Source organism: Hymenobacter negativus, from assembly GCF_016056375.1.
In the GTDB taxonomy this organism is placed as follows: domain Bacteria; phylum Bacteroidota; class Bacteroidia; order Cytophagales; family Hymenobacteraceae; genus Hymenobacter; species Hymenobacter negativus_A.
In genome coordinates this window covers 1-15,460 of record NZ_JAEDAE010000003.1, presented here as the reverse complement: position 1 = coordinate 15,460, position 15,460 = coordinate 1, and the positions used below count along the sequence as shown (strand labels likewise).

Genomic DNA, 15,460 nt, shown 5'->3' with positions numbered 1-15,460 from the left:
GTTATTGGTGTATCGCCCCAAATAATATTGGCCTTGCTACCAGCGCGTCTCACGGGCAGCTCAGCGATAGAAACCAGGGTACTCATTCAATTAAGCAGAGGAATCAACCGACCTTATAAAACACATTAACGGGCCTTTAGCATTATTTATCACGGCCTATTATTTATTACAAAGCTCCTCCATACTACCCCCTATTAAAAATGACCTACGTCATTTTTGGTTATGATTTAGGTTAACATTTCCGCCACTACCGTGCTATATAAAATATAATTAAAACAATAAATACCAGTCTCACTTTTTGTATCCAAACCAACGAAGCCCGCCGAAGCGCCACCGAGTTGAATGACGTTCGCCGGGCTTCGGACAACCGATATAGTGGGGGTATCAAATTGGATGGCTACCCCCGCTTTTCATCGCAACAACTAATCGTACAGCGCCGCTATCTGGCTCAGCTCGCCAATATTCAAAATGGTGACTTCGCTGCCGCGCGAAGCAATGATGCCAGCTTCTTTAAACTCGGAAAGCAGCCGGATAGCCGTTTCCTTGGCCGTGCCCACCAGCGAAGCTAGGTCTTCACGCGAAATAGACATGCTGAAAATCTCCGCTTCATCGCCCTTGCGGAAGGTGCGGGCCAGCAGCAGCAGAGCGCCGGCCAGCCGCTCGCGCACCGGCTTGTAGGCCAGGTGCAGCATTTGCACCTCGGCCGCGCCTAACGCCCGGGCCATCATCTGCATCAATGAGGTAGAGAACTGCACGTTGGACTGCCACACCCGAAAAAAATCGGAGCGCGGGATGAAGCACACCACGCAGTCTTCGAGGGCTACGGCCGAAGTTGAATACCGGGTATCGGTGAGCACCGACTGGAAGCCCAGCACATCGCCGCCTTTGGCCAGCTGCACGATTTGCTCCTTCCCTTCGCCGCTGGCTTTGGTCACCTTGATTTTGCCCTGATTCACGCAGTGTAGGCCCAGCGCCGGGCTGCCCTCATGGAAAATACGCTGGCCTTTCTGATAACTCTGCGACACTTTGCTGCCGGCGATAAAGTCTAATTCCTCCAGCTGACAGCATCCCATCAGTGGCCCTTTGCGGTTGGGACAGTTCTGACAAACCGGCGTAATAAATTTTCCCATGACGTATCGATAGAGCTTTCTAATCAGGCTCAAATATAACATGCCACGGAATAAATCAATTACTCAAATTTTATTCGACAGGCTAAAAACCCTTTTCGTCGTGCGTTTTGTTTGTTATAACGCCAATAAAGCAAAAATGCCAATTCCCGCAATGGGAATTGGCATTCAAAAAATCCTAAATCCGGAATTACACTCCCAATAAGAGACGAGTGGGGTCTTCGAGCAATTCCTTCACCCGCACCAGGAACGAAACCGACTCGCGGCCGTCGATGATGCGGTGGTCGTAGCTCAGGGCGAGGTACATCATGGGGCGGATAACCACCTGGCCGTTTTCGGCCACGGGGCGCTGAATGATGTTGTGCATACCCAGAATGGCCGACTGCGGCGCGTTGATAATCGGCGTGCTGAGCATAGAGCCGAATACCCCGCCATTGGTGATGGTGAACGTGCCACCGCTCATCTGCTCGATGGTGAGCTTGTTGTCGCGGGCCAGGCCGGCCAGGCGCACCACTTCTTTCTCAATGCCGTCGAACGAAAGCTGCTCGGCGTTGCGAATCACGGGCACCACAAGGCCTTTGGGGGCCGATACGGCGATACTGATGTCGGCAAAGTCGGAGTACACAATTTCACCGTTATCAATCTGAGCATTCACGGCGGGCCACTCTTTCAGGGCCACGCACACGGCTTTGGTGAAGAAGGACATGAAGCCCAGGCCCACGCCATTTTTCTCCTTGAACTTGTCTTTGAACTTGTTGCGCAGGTCCATGATGGGCTGCATGTTCACCTCGTTGAAGGTGGTGAGCATGGCCGTTTCGTTCTTCACCGTCACCAGACGGCGAGCCACCGTTTTGCGCAGGTTGCTCATGCGCTCGCGGCGCACTTCGCGGCTGCCGCCCGTGGCGGGTGCAGCGGCCGGAGCAGTTGCAGGAGCCGATGCAACCGGAGCAGCTACCGGAGCCGCGGGCTTGGCCTGCGCGTTCTGGGCATCCTCCTTCGTGATGCGACCGTCGCGGCCGGTACCGGCTACGTCGCCAGCAGCAATGCCTTTCTCACCGAGAATCTTACCCGCAGCCGGCGAAGGCACGCCAGTAGCATAAGTAGCCGCGCCACCAGCGGCCGGAGCCGAAGCCAGCGCCGCCACGGGAGCAGCGGTAGTTACTGCCGGAGCAGCCGCCGGGGCCGGAGCAGCCGAAACACCGCTACCGCCCTCGATGCGCGCAATCACCGCGCCGATGCTGATGGTTTCGCCTTCCTTCACGGCGTGGCGCAGGGTGCCGGCCGCTTCGGCGGGCAGCTCAAACGTGGCTTTGTCTGATTCCAGCTCGGCAATCACCTCGTCGCGGCTTACCTGGGCACCGTCTTCTTTCAGCCATTTGGCCACCGTCACCTCCGTGATGGATTCGCCCACGGTGGGAATTTTCATTTCTACCGAACCTCCGCCAGCAGCGGGAGCAGCGGCCGGAACAGCCTGGGCCGCGCCCCCTGCCGGGGTGCCGCCGTAGCCGGCTTGGTCGCTGGCAGCGGGGTTTTCCTCGCCTCTATTGATGGGGTCGGCAGCCGGAGCGCTGGCGGGGGCCGGTGCGGGTGCAGCAGCGGCCGGAGCTGCACCAGCGGCGGCACCATCCAAATCGGCAATCACGGTGCCGATGCCGATGGTTTCGCCTTCGGCCACGCGGATTTTCAGGGTGCCGTCGGCTTCGGCGGGCAGTTCAAACGTGGCCTTGTCCGATTCCAGTTCGGCAATAACCTCGTCGCGCTTCACGGCCTCGCCGTCTTTCTTGAGCCACTTGGCAATGGTGACTTCGGTGATGGATTCGCCAACGGCGGGAATTTTGATTTCGAGGGCCATAAACTAGGGTGGCGTGGGAAAGTGTAGTTTCTTCTGATGTTGATTTATTGCAAGCGGCGGGCGCGGACGACAAGCCGAAACTCACCGCAAGAAGGGGTTATTCCTCCTTCTTGGCTACTTCTACCGTGGCTTTGATGTTGGCATCGGCCACGGCTTCCTTGGGCTTGTCGAAGGCGCGGGCCACGAGGTCTTTCTGCTCCTTGACGTGGATTTTGTTGTAGCCCGTGGCCGGCGAGGCCGAAGGCTTACGCGAAATCACGTCTTCCAGCTCGCGGCGCATGTAGCGCAGCATGAAGTTCCAGTACCCCATGTTTTCGGGCTCTTCCTGCACCCAGTACACCTTGGCTTTGGGGTACTTAGCCAGTTCTGCATCTAGCTGCTTTTTGGGGAAGGGGTGCAGCTGCTCCATCCGCACAATGGCCACATCCTTGCGGTCGGAATTGCGTTGCTCATCCAGCAGGTCATAATACACTTTGCCCGAGCACAGCAGCACGCGCTTCACCTTTTTGGCTTCGGCAAAATCGTCGCCCAGCACTTCGCGGAAACGGCCGCTGGTGAAATCCTCCACCGGCGACACGCACAGCGGGTGGCGCAGCATCGACTTCGGCGACATCACCACCAGCGGCTTGCGGAAGCTCCAGGTAAGCTGGCGGCGCAAGGCGTGGAAGAAGTTGGCCGGCGTGGTGATGTTGGCTACCACGATGTTGTTCTCGGCCGCCAGCTGCAAGAACCGCTCGGGGCGGGCGTTGGAGTGCTCGGGGCCCTGGCCTTCGTAGCCGTGGGGCAGCTGCATCACGAGGCCGTTCATGCGCTGCCACTTGCTTTCGGAGCTTACCACAAACTGGTCAATCATGGTCTGGGCACCGTTGGCGAAGTCGCCGAACTGTGCCTCCCAAATCACCAGCGCCGTGGGGTTGGCCATGCCGTAGCCAAATTCGAAGCCCAGCACCGCGTACTCGCTCAGCAACGAATTGTAGATGCTTAGCTTCTCGTTGTCGCCCTCCATGAAGTTGAGCGAGTTGTACGGGGCCGAAGTTTCGGCATCGTGCAGCACCGCGTGGCGGTGCGAGAACGTGCCGCGCTGCACGTCCTGGCCGCTCACGCGCACAATGTGCTTCTCGCTCAGCAGCGAGCCGTAGGCCAGCAGTTCGCCGGCTGCCCAGTTCAGCGAGCGGGTTTCGTAGAACATCTTACGGCGCTCCTTCAGCAGGTTATCAATCTGCTTGATGGGCTTGAAACCGTCGGGAATCGTGGTCAGGGCCTTAGCTACTTTCTCCACCACTTCGGCCGAAATGCCGGTTTCAGGCGACTGCTCGAAGTCTTCCGGGGTGCTGCGGCGCAGGCTGCGCCACTCGTTTTCGAGGGCCTGGTACTTATAAGGAAGCGGTTTTTGCTTCACCATATCCAATCGGGCCTGGAGCATGTCGCGGAATTCGCGGTCCATCTGGTTAGCCAATTCGGCATCCACGTCGCCGCGCTGCACCAGCATGGCGTTGTACACCTCACGCGGGTTCTGATGCTTCGAGATGATGTTATAGAGCGTGGGCTGCGTGAACTTGGGCTCGTCCGATTCGTTGTGGCCGTGGCGGCGGTAGCACACCATGTCAATGAAGATATCGGCGTGGAACTGCTGGCGGTACTCCGTAGCCAACTGCACGGCAAACACCACGGCTTCGGGGTCGTCGCCGTTCACGTGCACCACCGGCGCATCGATGATTTTGGCCAAATCCGTCGAATAAATCGACGAGCGGGCGTCCTCAAAATCGGTCGTGAAACCTACCTGGTTGTTAATCACAAAGTGGATGGTGCCGCCCGTCTTGTAGCCTTCGAGCTGCGACATCTGCGTCACTTCGTAGCCAATGCCCTGGCCAGCCAGCGCCGCGTCGCCGTGGATGAGGATGGGCAAAATCTGGTGGTAGTCGCCGCCGTACTGGTGCTCAATTTTAGCGCGCACGAAGCCTTCCACCACGGGGTTCACGGCCTCAAGGTGCGAGGGGTTGGGCGCCAGCTTCAGGTTCACTTTCTGGCCGCCGCTGGTTTCCACCTCCGAGCTGTAGCCCATGTGGTACTTCACGTCGCCGTCGCCCATGGTCAGGTCAGGCACGGCCGTGCCTTCAAACTCCGAGAAAATCTGCTCGTAAGTCTTGCCCATGATGTTGGCCAGCACGTTGAGACGGCCGCGGTGGGCCATGCCAATCATCACTTCCTTCACGCCCAGCTCCGCGCCCTTGCCGATGATGGCATCCAGGGCGGGAATGGTCGTTTCGCCACCTTCCAAGGAGAAGCGCTTCTGCCCCAAAAACTTGGTATGCAAGAAGTTTTCGAACACCACAGCCTCGTTCAGTTTCTTTAGAATGCGCTTCTTGTACTCCACGCCGGGGTTGAAGGCCAGCGAGTCGCGCTCCACTTTCTCGCGGAACCAGTCCAGTACCTGCGGGTCGCGGATGTACATGTACTCGAAGCCGATAGCGCCAGTATAAATCTTTTCCAAAGCTGCCACGATGTCGCGCAGCTTGGCCTGGCTGCCGAGGCCCAGCACTTCGCCGTTGCGGAACACGGTATCCAAATCGGCGTCGCCCAAGCCAAAATCGGCAAGGTCGAGGCGGGGCTTGCGGTCCTTGCGCTCGCGCACGGGGTTGGTTTTGGCGCGGAGGTGGCCGCGGCTGCGGTAGGCGTGGATGAGGTTGCGAACGGCCGTTTCCTTGTCGGCGGCCACTTCGCCGCTGGCCAGGGTGCCGGGCGCGTTGTTGGTCGAGGCGGAGGTGTTCAGCACGCCGTAGTCGTCGGCCTGGGGCGCGGCGGGGGCAGCAGCTTTAGCCGCTCCGTTGGTAGGGGCGGGCGCGCCGTTGATGGCCGCGCTGGGCACTACGGATGCACCTTCGGGGAACTGCTGCGAGAAGTCAAACCCTTCAAAAAACTTGCGCCAGCCAAAATCCACCGATTCCGGGTTCTGCTGGTACGCCTGATACAGGGTTTCGATGGCCGCCGCGTCGGCGTTGGCGATATAGGAATAAGAGTCCATTGGGAATTCAGCTTAGGTAAGGCTGCGTAAAAGTAAGGTGCTTATAACACAGGTAAAAACCCGCATTCGGTTATACAAATCTTTCTGATAGTCAGTAGAAATACATTAACCCTGTTTGACCCGCACGTTCACTTGGATGGTCAATTTATCGAAAAAACGGTAGGATGCCCGGCTTTATTTCTACGTAAGCCGGACAGTGATGGCCCGGCATCTCACAATTTCCAACCACAAAATTCGAGTGCGGAAAGTGGTAAAGGAGCCGTGCTTTATATAAAGTTTTTTCTATATAATACCTTCACGCGCCATCAGGCCGTTCTCGAATTGGATATTTAGATTTATCAGAACTTATCTACTAATCAAACCGTTAATAACCTCCTGCCCGTTTCAAAAGCCCGGGCAGGGCCTATACTGCCGGGCATTTTGGCGGGTGGACGAATACTATTTGGATGAACAATGTTAAATTATTAGCCGACCTACTTATTGCTGCTGCGGCCCTGACTACGCCGCTTTTTCGCAGTGCACCCGCCGTCGAAGCGAAGGGGCTCAAGGAGTTTCTGATACCGCACCGAACCATGCTGCGGCACGTGGCAAGTACCAAAAAACTGGCCACCCGCGCCCTTACCTACACGGTGACGGCCACCGCCTACCAGGCTGTAGCCAGCCAAACGGACAGCGAGCCGTTTATCACCGCCGATAATTCTCGCATCAAACCGCATTACGGGAGCAAAAAGCGCTGGATGGCTCTGTCGCGCGACTTGCTGAAGCCCTGGGGCGGCCCTTTCAACTTTGGCGACAAGGTGCGCGTGCGCGGCATCTCGCCCAAACTAGACGGCGTGTACACCATTCATGACACCATGAACCGCCGCCACCATCACTGCATGGACGTACTGACCCACCCCAGCGAGAAATACGATATTTTTCAGAAGGACGTGAAGATTCAGCCCATTGCAATGCTGTAAAAACGATTATTGCTATTCTATAAAAGCACAAAAAGCCGCTCCGTAGTCAGGAGCGGCTTTTTTGTTTTTTGAATATTGCGAGGCAACCGCTATTTCGGCAAAGCCATTTTGAAAATGCGGAAGGGCTGGCGGGGTTGGCCCACGCCCTTGTTCCAGTTAGGGGTTTTGTGGATGGCGGAGTTGGCCACGTACAGGTTGCCGTCGGCGGCAAAGCTGTAGGTATCGGGCCATTGCAAGCGGGCATCCTTGGCTACGGTTTCAATTTTGCCGGCAGGCGTGCGGCGCAGCAGAGCACTTTGCTCGAAGGACGTGAGGTAGACGTTGTTGGCGGCATCGATTTCGAGGCCATCGGAAGCGGGGATTTCGCCCACGGTTTCAACCGCTTGAGCCAGTTGGGCTTCTGTCATCTTAGCATCGCGCAGGGCGGCGGTTTTAATGCGGTAGAGGGTGTGGCCGGTGAGTGGGCAGTAGTAGAGGTAAGTGTTGTCAGTGCTTAGGGCAATGCCATCGGCGTTGAACTGGGCGGGCTTGCCCTGCGCGTCAATCATGGGGTGGCCTTCAGCTTTCACTACCAGGCCTTTTACGGCTTTGGTGGAAGGATGATTGGCCAGCAGGCGGCGCGATTTCAGCGTTTTGAGGTCGGTGACAACGAGTGCGCCAGTGCCTGATTCGGTTAGATAGGCGTAGTTGTTCTGGAGGTCGATGCGGACGTCATTGAGGTAGGACTTGCGTGGTGCTACATCAGCCGGGAAGGGAATGGTAAGCAGGACCTGGCCGGTTTTGGGGTCGGTTTTTACCAGTTTGGGGCCGCCGGGCACGGTAAATTTCAGGCCGGGCGCGGCAGGGTCAAGAATCCAGACCATGCCGGATTTATCGGCAAATACGGTTTGGGGGCAAATCCAATGCTTGAGCGGTTCGGACTTCACGGAGTCGTTCCACATGCACCAGCTGGCGTTGGGGTACGGCGTGAGGGTGTTGTTGGGGCCAACTTTGGCGATGGGATATACGGGGTTGTAGTCCCAGCGCGGAAAGCAGGCGAACATTTCGCCGCCGGGAGCCACGGCCACGCCCACCATCTGCGGGTCGGTGAACTCGGCTACCACTTGCAGGGGCGAGTTGGCAGCGGCCGTATCGGTGCTGGCGTTGGTCGAATCGGCGGCAGTGCCAGTGGCAGCCCTTTCGGTTTTGCCGCTGGGCGACGAACAGCCCGCCAGTAGCAGACCAGCGGCGGCGTTGAGCAATAAGAGTCGGGAAAGCAGCATGGTTAGCGGTGTTTAGGAGGACGGATAAGCGCAAAAGGAAACCCCAGCCGGTGCGGGCTGGGGTTTCTCATACGGCCGGTGGGCCCGCACGTTGATGCAAGCAGGGTTAAGCCCAGCCTTAAAAACAGCTGGCTTATTGGCGCGCAGCTGAATCCGAAATAGTAGTTGGCGGCGCGGTTGCGGCCGAATCGGAACGGGTGGGCGTGGCGCGGGGCTGAATGACCGGCGCGGGGTGCGCCGGGGCCACGCGCACGGTTTCGGGAGTGGCTACGGTGGCGGGCAGCGGCTCGGCCTGGGGGCCAGTCTCGACGGGCGCCGCCAATGCCAACGAATCGGCGGCGGTTTGGCTGGTGCTGGAAATGTGTTCCGATGGCGGCCGGTTGAGGTTCAGGTACAGTACCACGGCCAAAAACGCCAGCACGCCGCCGATGGCAAAAACCAGGGCCAGCGGGTTGCGGGCCGGTTCTTCGGCCATGGGCGGAAACTCGTTGCGGGTTCGCCAGGCAGGCTCAGGCTCGGGCATTGGCTCGGGGCCCGCCGTGAAGGACACGGGCTCGGGCTCAGGGGCCGGCAATTCTTCGGCAAGCGGCAAAACCGGTTCAGGGGCCATGGGCGGGCGGTTGAACCCAACCGGCATAGGTGGCGCCACGGGCTCGGGGGCGGCAGGTTCTGGCGCGACTGGAACAGAGGGAGCCGTGGGCGCAGCGGGCGCGGTGAACACGAGCCGCTGCTTCAGGGCTTCAAACTCGGTGGGCGTGATGGCCCCGGCATCCAGCATTTCCTTGAGCTGGCGGAGGGTATCGAGGGGCGAATTGGGGTTGTCCATGACCAGAATACGGCCGGCGGCGGGGCTAGTTTTTGCGGTCGAGGGCCGAAAGGCGGTCGCGGCGGCGCTGCAGGCGCAAGCGGCTTTCGTCGAGCAGCTTGTTGTTTTTGAGTTGCGAGGCCGAATCGGTGCGCGATTGCAGCAGGTTTTCGGCGTTCTTTTTCTTTAGTTCCTCGATGCGGGCCAGGTTGGCGGCGGTGTTGGCCTTCAGGGCGGCCTGCTCCTTTTCGAGGCGGTCTTTTTCCTTTTCGGTGGCTTTGAGCTTCTTCTCGGCTTCGGCAATCATGTCGCGGTAAGCCTTGAGCCGGGCCGCGCCCGCAAAGTTCTGGGCCACGGCACGCAGGGCGTCGTACTCAGCCTTAGTGCTGCTGAGGTCGAAGAACGTGTTGTCATCGAACCCGCCAAAAATGGCCACTTCGGCCACCGAATCCGACGGCGCGATGATGGTAGCGTAGAGGTCGACGAGCTTGCCCGAAATGGTGCTGGCGGGGGTTTGGCGGGCCATCAGCACGTCGCTTTTGCCCATGCCCAGCACGCCGCCGGTCTTGAACTTTACGTTGTAGCTGCTCTTCATCCAGTCCTGGAAATACTCGCGCACGTCGGTGGCCTTGCCATCGACCTGCACTTTGAGGGCGGCGCGGGGCTTTTTGTTGTAGTTCACGTCGCCGGGGCGCACGTCGTAGAGCTGGGCCGCGGCTGGAGCGGCCGAAAGCAGGCCGGCCAGTAGCAGCAGGAAGTAAATTTTAGACATAACGCAAGGGGTTGAAATCAGCGGTTAGCGCAGCTCGTGGCGGTCGAAGGCGGCCTGCAAATCGTCGCGCATGGCCTGAAAGCGGGCAATGGCGGCAGCCAAGAACTCATCATCGAGCAGCTCCCGAACCTCGGCATCGGAGCCGGTGAGCAGGTCGAGCTCGGCCACTTTGTAGGTCTGCTCCAGGTTGCCCTGCTCCAGCTTCAGCAGAAACTTGCCGTTCCAGGCCAGGAGCGTGATTTTGACGGCGGGATGAGGAATGTCGGCGACGTGGCGCATAGAAAATGGGAAATGGCCGGAACCGGGTACGAAGGTAGTAAGCTCGGCCTAACTCCCCTCCGGCACCGTGCGTAAAAACCCGGTGGCCCGGCGCCACGGGCTCTGTTTTTCCACTTTTATTTCACTACAGCCATGCCTCAGGGAGATAAATCGAAGTACACCGATAAGCAGAAACGCCAGGCCGAACACATCGAAGAAGGCTATGAGAAAAAGGGCGTTTCGGAGAAAGAAGCCGAGGCCCGCGCCTGGGCCACGGTGAACAAAAACGACGGCGGCGGGAAACAACCCGGCGGCTCAGGCCGAAAAAAGGCCGATATTTGATTCCTTGGTCCGTTTCGACGGCGCCAAGTGGCTGTCACCCCGCAAAGGAAAAACCTCCTGCAAACGATTGCGGGAGGTTTTTCTTTGAATTTGCAGTTGATTACATCGGTTTCTGGGCCACCATTTTTACCAGCCGCAACTGCTGTTTGGTGAAGTCGGCGGTGCCAATGGGCTCCTCGTAGCGCACGATTTTGAGGCCGGCGGCGGTGTATAATTTTGGCAATTCGTTGGTCTTGAAAAATACGCGGTAGTCGCCGCCCACTACCTGCAGCTTCTCGGTAGCGTCCATGTGAAATGCTTCGAGCACGACCAGGCCGCCGGGTTTCAGAGCGCGCATGATGCGGTCGGCGTAGTCGCGGCCACCGGCGTAGCTCAGCACGATGAGGTCCCATTTGTTGGTGCCCCAGTCGTATTTGGCCATGTCGGCTACTTCGGTGGTGATTTTTACGCCTAGTTTTTTTGCGCGGTTCTGGGCGTAGGCCAGGGCTTTTTCGGCCACGTCGGCGCCCGTCACCTGCCAGCCCTGCTGGGCCAGGTAAATGGCATTGCGGCCCTCGCCCATGTCGGCGTCGAGGGCGGTGCCGGGCTTGAGGTTTTTCACGGTTTCGACCAGTAGGGCATTGGGCTGCTCGTTGAGCACCCGGGCCCGCATTAGCGAATCGGTGAGCAGGTAATTCCAGCGGACGCGGGTGCGCTCGGCCAGTTCGCGGTTGTAGGCGGCCCGCTGGGCGGCGGTGGGGTTGGCGGGCAGCACCGGGTCGGGGCCGAGGCCGGGAATGGGCGGCAGGCTGCGCTTGACGGGCGCGGGGCCGGTGGGCTGCTGGGCCTTCGCGGAAGCCGCAATCAGCAGCAGGGCCACGGCTAGTAAGAGGCTGGCGGGCAGGAGGCGACGGAGGAAAACTGATTTCATAGCGCGTTCAGGACAAGTGGATTATTCTAAATGTATTGATTAAATAGCAAATCACATATATAAACTCAAGCGGCTCTCTCATACGCCATGTGCCGGCAGTCCGTAATTTTCGGGCATGAACAAGCTCTTTCTTGGCGCGCTGGCTTTGCTCCCACTCGCGGCGGCCGCCCAAACCCCTCCCCCATCGTCCGTCCTCACCCCCGAAAAGCTGTGGCAGCTGGGTCGGCTGGGCGAAATGCAGGTGTCGCCCGATGGCAAGACGGTGGCCTACACCGTGACCAAATACAACCTGGCCGAGAACAAGGGCAACGCCGATATCTGGACCGTACCCGTAGCCGGCGGTGCGCCGAAGAAACTCACCGACACGCCCGGCTCGGAAAACACCCTGAACTGGCGGCCCGATGGCAAGCTGACCTTTATCTCGGGCGAAAGCGGCACCGACCAGCTCTACGTGATGAGTGCCGACGGCAGCGGCAAAGCCAAGCTGAGCGAATTCCTCGACCAGGGCCTGAGCAACCTGAAATACGCACCGAAAGCCAACTTCATTCTCTACACGCAGGACGTGAAATCGAGCCCTACCACGCTCGACATGTTCCCGGACCTGCCCAAGGCCGACGCCAAAATCATCGACGACCTGAACTACCGCCACTGGAATGTGTGGGACGACCACCTCGCCAGCCACGTTTTCTTTCAGCCGATGAATGCCGACGGCAAGCCCGAAGGCTACGGCAAGGATGTGATGGCCGGCGAAAAATTCGACTCGCCGCTGCTGCCCGATGGCGGCTCCGAGCAGCTGGCTTTCTCGCCCGATGGCTACCGCATTGCCTACACCAGCCGCAAACTGACGGGCCGGGCCGAGGCCGAAAGCACCAACTCGGATATCTACCTCTATGATATTCACAACCAGCAAACCGTGAACCTGAGCGAGGGCCTGGGCGGCTACGACACCGAGCCCAGCTTCTCGCCCGATGGCAAGCAGGTGGCTTGGCTGAGCATGGCCACGCCAAGCTTTGAGAGCGACCGCAACGGAATTGTGGTGTATGATTTCGCCAGCAAAAAGCGCGTCGACATCACCAAAGGCTCGGAGTTGAGCGCGGCCAACGTGCGCTGGAGCGCCGATGGCAAAACCATCTACTTCATGGCCGTGGTGGAAGGCACCGAACAGCTGTTTTCGCTGCCTGGCAAGGGCGGCAAAATCCGCCAGCTCACCACTGGCGCGCACAATTACAACTCGTTTGAGCTGGTGGGCAAGGACCAGGCCGTGGCCAACCGCACTACTCTTTCGGCCTTTGCCGACATTGTGCGGCTCGATTTGAAAACGGGCAAGGAAACGCCGCTGACCACCATCAATAAAGAGGAGCTGGCCGGCATCAAAATGGGCAAGGTGGAGGACCGCCGCGTGACCACCACCGACAACAAGCAGATGCAGGTGTACGTGATTTACCCGCCCGATTTCGACCCGGCCAAGAAGTACCCCACGCTGCTCTACTGCCAGGGCGGGCCGCAGTCGCCCATTACCCAGAGCCAGAGCTACCGCTGGAATTTCCAGCTGATGGCGGCCAACGGCTACATCGTGGTGGCGCCCAACCGGCGCGGCCTGCCCGGCTTCGGCCGCGAGTGGAATGATGCCATTTCGGGTGACTGGGGCGGGCAGCCGATTCGGGACTACCTCTCGGCCATTGATGCGGTGAGCAAGGAGCCATTTGTGGACAAGGACCGGCGCGGCTGCGTGGGCGCCAGCTACGGCGGCTACTCGGTGTATTACCTGGCCGGCCACCACGAGGGCCGCTTCAAGACGTTCATCGCCCACGACGGCCTCTTCAACCTCACCAGTTGGTACCCCAGCACCGAGGAAATGTTCTTCGCCAAGCACGACATGGGCGGCGCGCCCTGGGACGTGCCCCAGGCCAAATCTTACCAGGAATTCAACCCCCAGCAGTTCGTGGGCAAGTGGGATACGCCCATCCTCGTCATCACCGGCGGCAAGGATTTCCGGGTGCCCGAGGGGCAGGCGATGGAGGCTTTCGGCACGGCGCAGTTGCGCGGCATTCCGAGCCGGTTTCTGTACCTGCCCAACGAAGGGCATTGGGTGATGAAGCCGCAGAACTCGGTGCTCTGGCAGCGGGTGTTTTTTGAGTGGTTGGGCCGCACGTTGAAGCCCGACGGCACGGCCGCTAAATAGCCGCAACTAACGCCAGTACGTTTCAATCCGGCCGCGTGGGACTGATAATCAGCCGCACGCGGCCGGATTTATTTTTTCACAGAAGATGAACCATCAATGAATTAATTGTTATTTGCCGATTCAGCAGTCATCGACTATCTGCCTATGCGGTTTTGTCTATTCATGGTACTTATGCTGAGCTGGTGGCGGGTCCAGGCGGCCCAAACCGCACCAGAACTGCACGTATTGCGCGACACACTGCTGCTGAAAGACCCCAAGGGCGCCCACATTTCGGAAGCCTACCGCTACTACACTGAGCCCTTCGGCTCCACGCCCGCCGACCCCGAGCATGCCGAAGCCGCGTGGCGCGCCGGCCGCTTCCGGCCCGGCCCCTGGCACAAAACCCTAAACCTGGGCCTGATGCACCGCCGCGTGTGGATGCGCCTGCCGGTGCGCAACACCGAGCCCCAGCGCCTGCGCTTCCTGTGGAGCATTTTCAACTTCACCGACAGCGCGGCGCTGTACTGCCGGCGGGCGGGCGAGGCCAAGTTTACCCGCCTGGGCGCGGCCAGCTCCTGGGTGCCGGCGGCCGAGCGCACTTTCCCGGCCCGTTCGCTCAGCTTCCCGTTTGCGCTGGAGCCCGGCGAGGCGGCCGTGCTCTACCTGCGCTTGGATGCCCATACGGGCGGTATCTATCTGCCCACCTACATCGAAACCACCGAGCATTTTCTGGCTTGGGAAATGGGTTTTCCATTTGAGCGGCATTGGGTGTGGCTGCTGGGCTTTTATTTGAGCAGCGCCTTATTCAACCTCGTGCTGTTTGCGTTTCTGCGCGACCGCATTCACCTCTGGTACGTGGCCTACGTGCTGGCCGTGACGCTGTTTTTGATGATGGAGGACGGGCTGGACGCCATGCTGCTGCCGGCAGGGCCGTACCGGCTGCTGTGGTCGATGGGGCAATACAACTTTATGTTGCTGGCGGGGGCAGCGGGCATCGGCATTATGCAGCTGTTTTTGCGGTTGCGGGGCGGGTGGCCGCGCCTGTACCGGGCTGGCAACTGGCTGGCGGGCATGGCCGTGGCGTTTGTGGCGGGCTACGCCGGGCTGTTTCAGTGGGCCGTGCGCCACAACCTGCCCACCGTAGAAGCGCTGAACTGGGCGCGCGAACTGCTAATGGTACTGGTGTTCGGCTACGGCTGGGTGGTGCTGATTGCCCTGCTGCTGCACCGGCGCTGGCGGCGGCTGGCGGCGTACTACGCCCTCACGTATCTGTTCTTTTTCATCGGCTACGGCATTTTCTGGCTGAATCATCTGGGCCTAACCAGCTTCAATCCCGTTTATCCCAACACGCTGGCCTGGGGCTTGGTGCTGGAACTGCTGGTGCTGAGCGCGCTGCTCACCGGCCGCTTCCGGCACACGTTGCGCCACAATGCCCGGCTGCGGGTGCAGCACCTGCGCCAGCGCAACGCCCACAGCGCCCGCCTCATCGCGGCGCAGGACGAGGAGCGCGAGCAACTGGCGCGCGAACTGCACGACGCCCTCGGCCCCAACATCGCCGCGCTGCACATGGCCTGGCAAAGCGAGGCCGTGCGCGAGGCGCTGGCCTCGGCCCCCGCGGCGGCCGCCGTGGGCCAGCTCACCGAGGAGATTCTGCGCGAACTCTACAACCAGGTGCGCCAACTCAGCCACGTGCTGCTGCCCGCCGAGTCGGTCACCAACCGCCTCACCACGTCCATCACCACGCTGCGCGATATGCTCAACCTGCACGGCACGCCGCAGGTGCACACCGATTTCGGGCCCGGCCTCGATGAGCTGCCGCCGGCCGTGCAGTCGGCCGCCTTCCGCATCGTGGCCGAGCTGGTGAACAACGCGGTGCGCCACGCCCAGGCCCGGCAGGTGCGGGTGCACCTGCGCCGCCACTCCACCGCCCTGGAGCTATGCGTGTCCGACGACGGCCGTGGTTTCGGCCGGGGCGAGGACACGCCACTCA

At 60.0% G+C, this 15,460-nt stretch carries 12 protein-coding genes; 4 read left to right on the top strand and 8 right to left on the bottom strand.

Going from position 1 to position 15,460, the window contains the following annotated elements; genetic code table 11:
- Positions 1-422: 422 nt before the first annotated feature.
- The 3 genes from I7X13_RS08035 to I7X13_RS08025 all read right to left on the bottom strand — a co-directional run bounded on the left by I7X13_RS08035 (position 423) and on the right by I7X13_RS08025 (position 6,001).
- Positions 423-1,025 (bottom strand): Crp/Fnr family transcriptional regulator, encoded by a 603-nt coding sequence (locus tag I7X13_RS08035; protein WP_198075088.1) that lies wholly within the window; start codon positions 1,023-1,025, stop codon positions 423-425.
- A gap of 292 nt (positions 1,026-1,317) precedes the next feature.
- A complete protein-coding gene (gene odhB, locus I7X13_RS08030; protein ID WP_198075087.1) occupies positions 1,318-2,979 on the bottom strand; it encodes a 2-oxoglutarate dehydrogenase complex dihydrolipoyllysine-residue succinyltransferase in 1,662 nt (553 codons plus the stop codon).
- A 97-nt stretch (positions 2,980-3,076) separates the two neighbouring features.
- Complete coding sequence (locus I7X13_RS08025; RefSeq protein ID WP_198075086.1) at positions 3,077-6,001, bottom strand: 2-oxoglutarate dehydrogenase E1 component; 2,925 nt, start codon at positions 5,999-6,001, stop codon at positions 3,077-3,079.
- A 446-nt stretch (positions 6,002-6,447) separates the two neighbouring features.
- Between I7X13_RS08025 and I7X13_RS08020 the strand changes: the two genes are divergently transcribed.
- Entirely contained in the window at positions 6,448-6,960 is a 513-nt protein-coding gene (locus tag I7X13_RS08020) for an RlpA-like double-psi beta-barrel domain-containing protein (RefSeq protein ID WP_198075085.1), read from the top strand.
- Positions 6,961-7,049: 89 nt separating this feature from the next.
- On the opposite strand, the gene I7X13_RS08015 is transcribed toward I7X13_RS08020, so the two are convergent.
- The 4 genes from I7X13_RS08015 to I7X13_RS08000 form a co-directional block, all read right to left on the bottom strand.
- The gene (locus I7X13_RS08015) at positions 7,050-8,222 is read right to left on the bottom strand and encodes an L-dopachrome tautomerase-related protein (RefSeq protein ID WP_198075084.1); all 1,173 of its coding nucleotides are present in this window, start codon (positions 8,220-8,222) and stop codon (positions 7,050-7,052) included.
- Positions 8,223-8,355: 133 nt separating this feature from the next.
- Complete coding sequence (locus I7X13_RS08010; protein WP_198075083.1) at positions 8,356-9,048, bottom strand: SHOCT domain-containing protein; 693 nt, start codon at positions 9,046-9,048, stop codon at positions 8,356-8,358.
- A gap of 25 nt (positions 9,049-9,073) precedes the next feature.
- Positions 9,074-9,799 carry a hypothetical protein gene (locus tag I7X13_RS08005; RefSeq protein WP_198075082.1) on the bottom strand — a complete coding sequence of 242 codons (726 nt, stop codon included), beginning with the start codon at positions 9,797-9,799 and terminating at the stop codon, positions 9,074-9,076.
- 24 nt (positions 9,800-9,823) lie between these two features.
- Positions 9,824-10,078: a hypothetical protein gene (locus I7X13_RS08000; RefSeq protein ID WP_198075081.1), complete on the bottom strand. Its 255-nt coding sequence runs from the start codon at positions 10,076-10,078 to the stop codon at positions 9,824-9,826.
- A 132-nt stretch (positions 10,079-10,210) separates the two neighbouring features.
- Here I7X13_RS08000 and I7X13_RS07995 point away from each other — a divergent pair, with 132 nt between their 5' ends.
- On the top strand, positions 10,211-10,399 hold the full coding sequence (locus tag I7X13_RS07995; RefSeq protein WP_198067526.1) for a hypothetical protein: 189 nt from the start codon (positions 10,211-10,213) through the stop codon (positions 10,397-10,399).
- A gap of 100 nt (positions 10,400-10,499) precedes the next feature.
- On the opposite strand, the gene I7X13_RS07990 is transcribed toward I7X13_RS07995, so the two are convergent.
- Entirely contained in the window at positions 10,500-11,309 is an 810-nt protein-coding gene (locus tag I7X13_RS07990) for a class I SAM-dependent methyltransferase (protein ID WP_198075080.1), read from the bottom strand.
- Positions 11,310-11,424: 115 nt separating this feature from the next.
- Between I7X13_RS07990 and I7X13_RS07985 the strand changes: the two genes are divergently transcribed.
- Both I7X13_RS07985 and I7X13_RS07980 read left to right on the top strand, forming a co-directional pair.
- On the top strand, positions 11,425-13,491 hold the full coding sequence (locus tag I7X13_RS07985) for a S9 family peptidase (protein ID WP_198075079.1): 2,067 nt from the start codon (positions 11,425-11,427) through the stop codon (positions 13,489-13,491).
- 144 nt (positions 13,492-13,635) lie between these two features.
- A partial coding sequence (locus I7X13_RS07980) for a sensor histidine kinase (protein ID WP_233454717.1) occupies positions 13,636-15,460 on the top strand: 1,825 nt, incomplete at its 3' end.